Source organism: Cryobacterium inferilacus, from assembly GCF_019599185.1.
GTDB lineage: Bacteria > Actinomycetota > Actinomycetes > Actinomycetales > Microbacteriaceae > Cryobacterium > Cryobacterium inferilacus.
Genome location: NZ_JAIEUL010000038.1, coordinates 1 through 7,424, shown reverse-complemented (window position 1 = coordinate 7,424; position 7,424 = coordinate 1). Strand labels below are relative to the sequence as shown.

The window sequence follows — 7,424 nt, the reverse complement described above, 5'->3', positions numbered from 1 at the left end:
CCATCCCACGGTGGCTCTTTACGTTGACGAAGCAACGCTCAAGAGCGGGAAACCACACCACTCACAGGGACGTAACCCCGATGCCATCATTTCGTAGGTCACTCGGCCGAAGAGCAGGGCATCGGCTCGCTCCAGCTGAGCGGTCCAGTAGCGCATCGACTCCTCGTCTGGGGGGAGTCCTGCCTCGTGATGGCAGCAGCCGTCGAGCGTGACGTTGATCGAGTATCGGAGCGGTCTCATCTCGTTGCCCTCCTTTGATTCGCGCCCGCGTTGGACGGACCGTTCTCACGTGGTTGACGGACTCGTTTCAGATCGACGTACTAAATAGCGCTCAGCGTATAGCGCTGTCGTGATGCGAACCAGACCGCGGACCAAGCGCACGGTCGATCGTCATCACCGGCCATGTTCGGTCACGCTCGGCGGCACATGGGGGAGAGGTTGAAAGGGGTCGTGGGACCGCTCAAAGCGGCCTCCAAAATCCATCATTTACCCATCTAATTCATCTCTATTTGACCCAAAACGATGGGCTACAATCGGAGGCAGCGAATCGCTTGGTTCCCTGTAAACACAAGGGAATCCGAGGGTTTTCGGAGACATTCGGTAACGACTAAATTAAGGCCAGAACCTTCAGCCGGTCGCTGGGTCAAATCTGGCGCCGAGCTCACGGAAATGTCGCGGGGGAGTAGGGCGCCTAGCTGGGGTACACGCCAGCTTGACGTCAGATCGTGCCGCGAAACCCGTCCATTTGAAGTTGAATCCGCATTTGTTGACACCGCTCCTGCCCGACTCTTAGAGTTCAACCTGACAGATCAGGCGGTGGACATATGGCAGGTCAGCGAATCGGCTATGTGCGCGTCAGCACCCTCGATCAGAACACGGCCCGCCAGCTCGATGGCGTCGATGTCGACCAGGTCTTTGCAGACAAGGCGTCAGGTAAAGACGTGAACAGGCCCGAGCTGGAACGGATGATCGATTTTGCCCGAGACGGTGACACCGTTCTCGTCCACTCGATGGACCGCCTGGCCCGCAACCTCGATGATCTCCGCGCGATCGTGCGCCGGCTCACGGAAAAGAAGGTGCGCGTCGAGTTCGTCAAGGAGCAACTCACTTTCACCGGCGAAGACAACGCGATGGCAACGCTTCTGCTGAACGTGATGGGCGCGTTCGCGGAGTTTGAGAGATCTCTGATCCGTGAACGTCAGCGCGAAGGCATCAACCTGGCAAAGCAGCGCGGCGCATACCGAGGCCGCACACCATCGCTGGACGCCAAGAGCGCCACCGAGCTGCGCGAGAAGGCCGCGGCCGGCGTCCCGAAGGCTGCCCTCGCCCGGCACTATGGCATCAGTCGAGAGACCGTTTATGCATACCTCCGCGCCGAGGCCTGAACGTCGCATCGTGCGCACGACCTTGAACAGCTGACCGCTCGAGGTCGCCTGCACCCGCCGCGGATAGACGCGGTAGGCCGTGCAGGTGACCTCGAGAAACGGCAGTGTCGATCGGGCGGGGGAGTGTCCGCCGGCCGATCGTCTACCGAACAAGGTTCTTGTCGGTCGGGTCACAGCTTCCACTTTTGTGAAAGCCCTTGAGGGTTACCCCGGGGTTACCGCCATCGGCGTGTTTCAGAATGAATGAACGCAGCCCCCGGACTCTATGAGTCCGAGGGCTGCGTTACGGGAATCTATCTAGGAGATGTTGCACCCAACGACATAGTTGTCGCCATCAACGAAGGGGCCATACTGAACCCCCTGAACGGTAGGGCGCGCAACCATGTCGTACCGGTACTGGGCAGCGGAGGTGCAGTTGTCGAAGCGCGTGACGGTTTGGACCCTGTTGTAAGCGCTGTCCGAACTCACACCAGTCCTGACAGTGTTCTGGAAACAGATGCCAGAGACGCAGCCTTTCCTCAGCTCGATCTTGAGCGAGTGGGGGTAAGCCGCCGTTGGGTTGGTGGTCGCGCAAGAACTTTGACCGCCCCAATAGAGCTGGTTGCTTAGCCTGGATATCCCAACGAAGGTGCCGGCACATATGCCGGCGTTGTAGGACTGAGTCTGCATGCCGCCATCGTTTGCCGCTTGTGGCAGCTCTAGGACCCAGTCGCCGGTGTCGTAGAGATAGAACTTGGCACCCTTGGCATCGGTCTGAACATCTACCACCGAGCCTTCGACGTTGTTTTCCTCCAGAAACTGGTCCGAGACTGGCGGGTTGTCCGGGGATGGCACTGTCGCCGCCGATGCAGCTTGGGCACCTCCCAGCAACAGAGCACTCGTAGCGAGGCTAATTGCAGCCCAGCGCAAAGTTTGGTTTCGAAATTTCATCGTTACCCCCACATTTCGAACGGCCGGGATTGAGCACAATGCCCCCGCTCGTGTCCCTAGAATGCCCATTCCGTGAGACCCGTGTCAACGCTTTGTGCAAAGCGCATCAGCGCTCGCGCATGAGCGTTTCTAGGTCAGCTCCTGCCAGCACCTGTCTGACCATCTCAACGGTTAGCCCGCCACGAGCTGCGATTTCATCGACAGATACGTCATTGCCTGACAAGTCTCGAATCTGTTGCTCGACATCGATGAATCCGGTCTGGCTCTCGGAGAGTTTGCGGACCGCTGCCAACAGCAGACTGTCATCAACGGCTGCCGCCGGGGCTCTAGAGCCGATCTCGGAATGGCCGTCGTGAAAATCAAATTTCCAGCTGTGCTCGCCCATGGTCCCCAGAATATCTCTGGGCGGCCGCTGTCGCGATGAAATCAGCAAGAGTGAGGTCATCCTGTGTGTGTGTTCAATAGGGGCCCTACCGGTCACCGAATTGATAGGTGCCGGACAACTAGGTCCAGGCCCAAAAGCTCCGCTACCTCGGAGATGACCAAGCAACGGTCCTTCCCTTCCCCGATCCAAGTGTTGCTCCGGGTGCCGTCCCCGGACGAGGCGGGCACAACCAAGCGCTGACCAGCGAAGGGGCCGGTGGTCCGAAAGTCATACATTCTGGGATCGTGGGACAAGAACTTCGGTGAGACGACTTTCCACGACGCGGGGGCCGCGAGATTACGGGGTAGTGAGTGGCGAGGTCTAGGCGTACCTAGTGTCTTGGAAAGCTGTACTTTTCTGAGACAGCACGTTGGTGACTCAGGTCCCGTCACGAACCAGCGAAACAAATCATGAGCGGGACGCGACCTCGAGCTGCCAGGGCTGACGATCACGCTAGGTACGATTGCGTCATGACCGAGACCCCTACCCCTAGCGTTCTGTTTGTCTGTCAGAAGAACGGCGGGAAATCACAGATGGCGGCGGCCCTTCTGCGTTCGGCAGCCGGGGACAGCGTCATGGTTCACTCGGCGGGAACCAAGCCAGGGGCGGCCTTGAATGCACAGTCGGTGGAGTCGCTGACCGAGTTGGGTATCAGCGTCGGTGATGAGCGCCCGAAGGCAATCACGGCGGCGATGGTGGCCGACGCAGACATCGTCGTCGTGCTGGGGTCAGAAGCGCAGGTCGACGAAGTCGCGGGAACGAAATTCGAAACGTGGATCACGGACGAACCGTCCGAGCGCGGTATCGAAGGCATGGAGCGCATGCGTCTCGTTCGTGACGACATCCGTGCCCGCGTTGAGGAGCTCCGCACCCGCCTCTAATACCGGAGCGCAGCGTCAGGAGCGTGGCTCCGCTCAATCCTTCCCGTCGGATGCCGGCGAAGCCAGCAGGGCTTCCAACGCCGGGATTCCGATTGGTTCCACCGCGAGCAAGGGCACGAGGGCAACGCGTGTGGCGTAGTGGGTGCGCACCGCGTCAATCTCAGGGAGTTCGTTAGCGGCTCGGCGCTGGAGCAGGGCAGACGTTGGTGCCGCAGCTGCGATCGAGTTGTTCACAATCCAGGCAGCTTGTTCGTTCTGCTCGCCACAACGATCCTTCAGCTGGGCGTCGTCATCATCAGCGGATCGGTGGCACTGCTCGCTGACACGATCCACAACTTCTCCGACGCACTAACGGCCGTGCCGCTGTGGGTTGCGTTCGTCCTCGGTCGCCGCGTTGCCACGAAGCGCTACACCTACGGGTTCGGGCGGGCCGAGGATCTTGCCGGCCTGTTCATCATCGCCGTGGTTGCCCTATCCGCTGTGGTCGCCGCGTACCAGTCAATCGAGCGGTTCTTCCACCCGCAGCCGTTGAACAACCTCTGGTGGGTTATCGCCGCTGGCTTCATCGGATTCTTCGGCAACGAAATCGTTGCCATCTACCGAATCCGGGTCGGACAAAAAATCGGCTCCGCCGCACTCGTCGCTGACGGCGTGCACGCTCGAATCGACGGCTTCACCTCCCTTGCTGTTGTAGCTGGAGGCTTCGGGGTAATGCTCGGCTTCCCGCTTGCTGACCAATCGTCGGCCTGCTCATCTCGGCCGTGATCGTCGTGCTCCTCTGGGGCACCGTCCGCAGCATCGGAAGACGCCTCATGGACGGAATTGAACCCGAGCTCCTCGAACGGGCACAGCACTCGATCGAGCACACCCCTGGGGTGCTCGCCGTCACCGGACTGCAACTTCGCTGGGTGGGACACCGACTCCAAGGCGCCGCAATCGTCACCGTCGCGGATACAACCGTGTCCGAGGCTGACGCCATCGCGCACGGCATCAAGCACGAGCTGTCTCACGCACTACCCAACCTCGACGCCATAGCACTAACCACCACTGCCCGAATCTGACAAGACGCTCCGCAACCTCGATGACTTTCTGGTTGCTCAACAGTCCCACGGCGCCCCTAGCGGAAGGCAGCCGCGGGTTTATTGCTCGACACCTCGGAAGCGCGGTCGTAGAGCACATTGCCAGGCTCAACCATCGACAGCCACGGCGAGATCGGCCGGTACCCGTGGAGATCGAGAATCGCTCACACTCGCGCACTCCGGTATCACTACATGCGAACGAGACCGTATCCGTCAATGACCCATGCCGCCGCCATCGGTGTCGTCCATGTCCAGATCCAGTTTGACGGTCGGCGCGATTCCTGCGGCCTGGGTTGAAAAGGTGATCCCGTTCGGCATAGATCCGACCGGGATACTGGCAACGACTTTCAACGTTTTCAGGTCGAGCACCGAGACCGTGTCGTCGAAGGTGTTAGTGATGTAGGCGTGTCGACTCGTCGGGTCGATGGTGACACCATGCGCGCCGGCGCCGGTCTCGACCGTGCGGACGAAATCAAAAGTGTCAGTGTCGATGACGGACACAGTCCTGCCGGGATACTCTTCTGTGCCTTGGTTGGCGACCAGAAGGTATTGACCATCGGGGCTGACAAACGTTTGGATTGGACCCACGCCTACCGGAAGTGTGGCAACGCGTTCGCGTGTGCTGGTGTCGATTTTGGCTACAGCGTTGTCGCCATTCAGTGATGCGTAAACGAATTTTCCATCGGGCGAGAATGCGACCTGCGCGGGCAATTTGCCCACCTCTATCTCGTCGATCTGGGTGTTAGTAGCGGTGTCGATGACACTGAGCGTGGTCCCCTTGTTATTCGCCACGTAAATGCTGGTGCCGTCTGGGCTTGACCTCAGCCCGTGAGGCCCGGCGCCTACCGGGATCGTGGCGATCGTCGTCATCGTGGCGATGTCGAAGGCTGACACGGTGTCGTCGGCGTTGTTGGTTGTGTATGCGCGGGTCTCGTCGGGGGTCACGATGACGTGGGCCGGCATAGAACCTGTAGACACTGCACCATGTACCTCATTGGATTTTGAATCGATTTCTACAGCCATCGCTGTTGTCCCGCTCACCGCCCAGATGGAGCGACCATCTTGCGTGGCTTGCACGTTGTGAGGGCTGTCGATGCCGGTGAGGGTCGTAGCCACAGTGTTGGTCGCAGCGTCGATTGCAGTGAGGCTGGCGCCGTCTTCGTTGGCGACCCAAATGGTGCCGGCGACCATGTTGTTGTGAGTGGCCGCTAGCGCGTCAGAATTTCCGGAGGTGCTTGCAACGACTACCGTCGTGGCGACAACGGCGACGACGCCGGCTGTGACTACAGCAGCTAAGAGAGTGCGTTTCTTCATGAGTACTTTCATTTGGTATTTCCTGTCGCCTGTTTCAGGCGTGGGATCCTGCACGCGCGGCAAAATTTCCGCCGGCAATGGCCGCAGCGGAGCCGAAGAGGAATAATTTCTCGTGCCCCCCCATTGCGGCGCCGTACCCCTGAGCGCGCTTAGCGCACCTTGCCCACCACGGAACTCAGTTCTTCGTAGGTAGTGGTGTCGATCTCACCTCGGGCCAGCCGGCGCTTCAGGATGTCTGCTGGAGAGTCGGTCCTAAATTCTTGGGCCGCTGCCGACGTAGTTGCGTGCCTGGGCTGAGTGACCATTCCAACGATCATCCAGACAATGGCGACGATCAATGTCACCCAAAGCAGACCCATCAGGATCCAACTAGCCCCGCCCATTCCGCCCGCATAATTTCCCATCATGGTGTTTCCTTTCGTCTGCGCCAGAGGCGCTCATACGTCGAGTCTTCTGCGCTCGGATATTGAACTGTCGAAGGAACTGTGAAGTTTCCATGTGGTTATTTCGATACTTGATCGTTCCTTTACCGGGGCTTGATCGTTTTCGAGGAGCGGGCGGAGGAAATTGGAACGATGAGCACTCCACCAGTCAGCCTTGACGATGTCTCAGTCGTCGACCCACGGCCCGCCACCGCGCCTGCCGCACGCCGACCCCGCACTGTACGGACAGTAATCACCGGGAGTTTGGGAGGGATCGCCGGCCTGGCCCCGCACGTCCTTCATCACATCGGCCCTCTCGTCGGTTCGGCCCTCGTGGCCGGTAGCGGCGGAACTGTCCTCTTCGGTGTTCTCGGCTTCGTAGCGACGGTGCCAATGCTCATTTCGCTACGCCGCAAGTTCGCGAACTGGTGGGCTCCTGGCATTGCCCTGGCACTGTTCGTCGTGATGTTTTTCGTTTCGTCCTATGTTGTTGGCCCACTGATAAGCGGGCCCACTCCGCAACCCTCTTCGGGATCATCGCAAGTGGATCACGAAGCGCATCACCGTTGAGGTCTACACCCACCTGCACCGTTCCAGAACGCCACCTGGCATGCCGTGCCGCCTGTGTGCTGAGACTCGATTAGTCGGCAGGGGCATCCACCGCCCAGCACTTGACCCATCAAAACCCAACTGAAATGAACCAATCAAGCATGCAATTGAACAGCGCGAGAAATGCTGGCCGTCAGGCGATCGTGAAAGCGGCTCGCCGGCAGATTAAGAAAGACGAGCGGCGGCGGAAGATCTTGGTCATCGGGTCAGGAGCCGTCCTCGTTACCGCCGTATTGGCCACGATCGGAATAGTTGTCTTCGGGAGCCCACAAGCAGAGACAGATACAGAAGTTTCGGCAGATGTGCAGTGACCCGTTTGTTCAGGACAGTGAGTGGAGTTTCATTTTATGCAGCGGCGAGGATGAGCTCGCCGAGTCTTT

At 59.6% G+C, this 7,424-nt stretch carries 6 protein-coding genes and 1 pseudogene; 3 read left to right on the top strand and 4 right to left on the bottom strand.

The window, feature by feature from the left end; genetic code table 11:
• Positions 1–824: 824 nt before the first annotated feature.
• A complete protein-coding gene (locus K2F54_RS18625; protein WP_220607353.1) occupies positions 825–1,385 on the top strand; it encodes a recombinase family protein in 561 nt (186 codons plus the stop codon).
• 297 nt (positions 1,386–1,682) lie between these two features.
• On the opposite strand, the gene K2F54_RS18620 is transcribed toward K2F54_RS18625, so the two are convergent.
• Both K2F54_RS18620 and K2F54_RS18615 read right to left on the bottom strand, forming a co-directional pair.
• Positions 1,683–2,315 (bottom strand): hypothetical protein, encoded by a 633-nt coding sequence (locus K2F54_RS18620; RefSeq protein ID WP_220607352.1) that lies wholly within the window; start codon positions 2,313–2,315, stop codon positions 1,683–1,685.
• A gap of 106 nt (positions 2,316–2,421) precedes the next feature.
• Positions 2,422–2,700 (bottom strand): hypothetical protein, encoded by a 279-nt coding sequence (locus K2F54_RS18615; protein WP_220607351.1) that lies wholly within the window; start codon positions 2,698–2,700, stop codon positions 2,422–2,424.
• Between the two features lie 509 nt (positions 2,701–3,209).
• Here K2F54_RS18615 and K2F54_RS18610 point away from each other — a divergent pair.
• Both K2F54_RS18610 and K2F54_RS18605 read left to right on the top strand, forming a co-directional pair.
• Positions 3,210–3,620, top strand: a complete 411-nt coding sequence (locus tag K2F54_RS18610; protein WP_220607350.1) for an arsenate-mycothiol transferase ArsC — start codon at positions 3,210–3,212, stop codon at positions 3,618–3,620.
• Positions 3,621–3,863: 243 nt separating this feature from the next.
• A pseudogene (locus tag K2F54_RS18605) lies at positions 3,864–4,681 on the top strand (cation diffusion facilitator family transporter); the annotation flags it as partial.
• Between the two features lie 231 nt (positions 4,682–4,912).
• On the opposite strand, the gene K2F54_RS18600 reads toward K2F54_RS18605, so the two are convergent.
• Entirely contained in the window at positions 4,913–6,067 is a 1,155-nt protein-coding gene (locus K2F54_RS18600) for a YVTN family beta-propeller repeat protein (RefSeq protein WP_308287741.1), read from the bottom strand.
• 95 nt (positions 6,068–6,162) lie between these two features.
• Positions 6,163–6,420 (bottom strand): SHOCT domain-containing protein, encoded by a 258-nt coding sequence (locus tag K2F54_RS18595; RefSeq protein ID WP_220607349.1) that lies wholly within the window; start codon positions 6,418–6,420, stop codon positions 6,163–6,165.
• Positions 6,421–7,424 lie beyond the last annotated feature (1,004 nt).

Excerpts from the sequence above, each read along its gene's own strand:
- K2F54_RS18625 (WP_220607353.1), top strand. The coding sequence starts at position 825 with ATGGCAGGTCAGCGAATCGGCTATGTGCGCGTCAGCACCCTCGATCAG.
- K2F54_RS18620 (WP_220607352.1), bottom strand. The coding sequence starts at position 2,315 with ATGAAATTTCGAAACCAAACTTTGCGCTGGGCTGCAATTAGCCTCGCT.
- K2F54_RS18615 (WP_220607351.1), bottom strand. The coding sequence starts at position 2,700 with ATGGGCGAGCACAGCTGGAAATTTGATTTTCACGACGGCCATTCCGAG.
- K2F54_RS18610 (WP_220607350.1), top strand. The coding sequence starts at position 3,210 with ATGACCGAGACCCCTACCCCTAGCGTTCTGTTTGTCTGTCAGAAGAAC.
- K2F54_RS18595 (WP_220607349.1), bottom strand. The coding sequence starts at position 6,420 with ATGATGGGAAATTATGCGGGCGGAATGGGCGGGGCTAGTTGGATCCTG.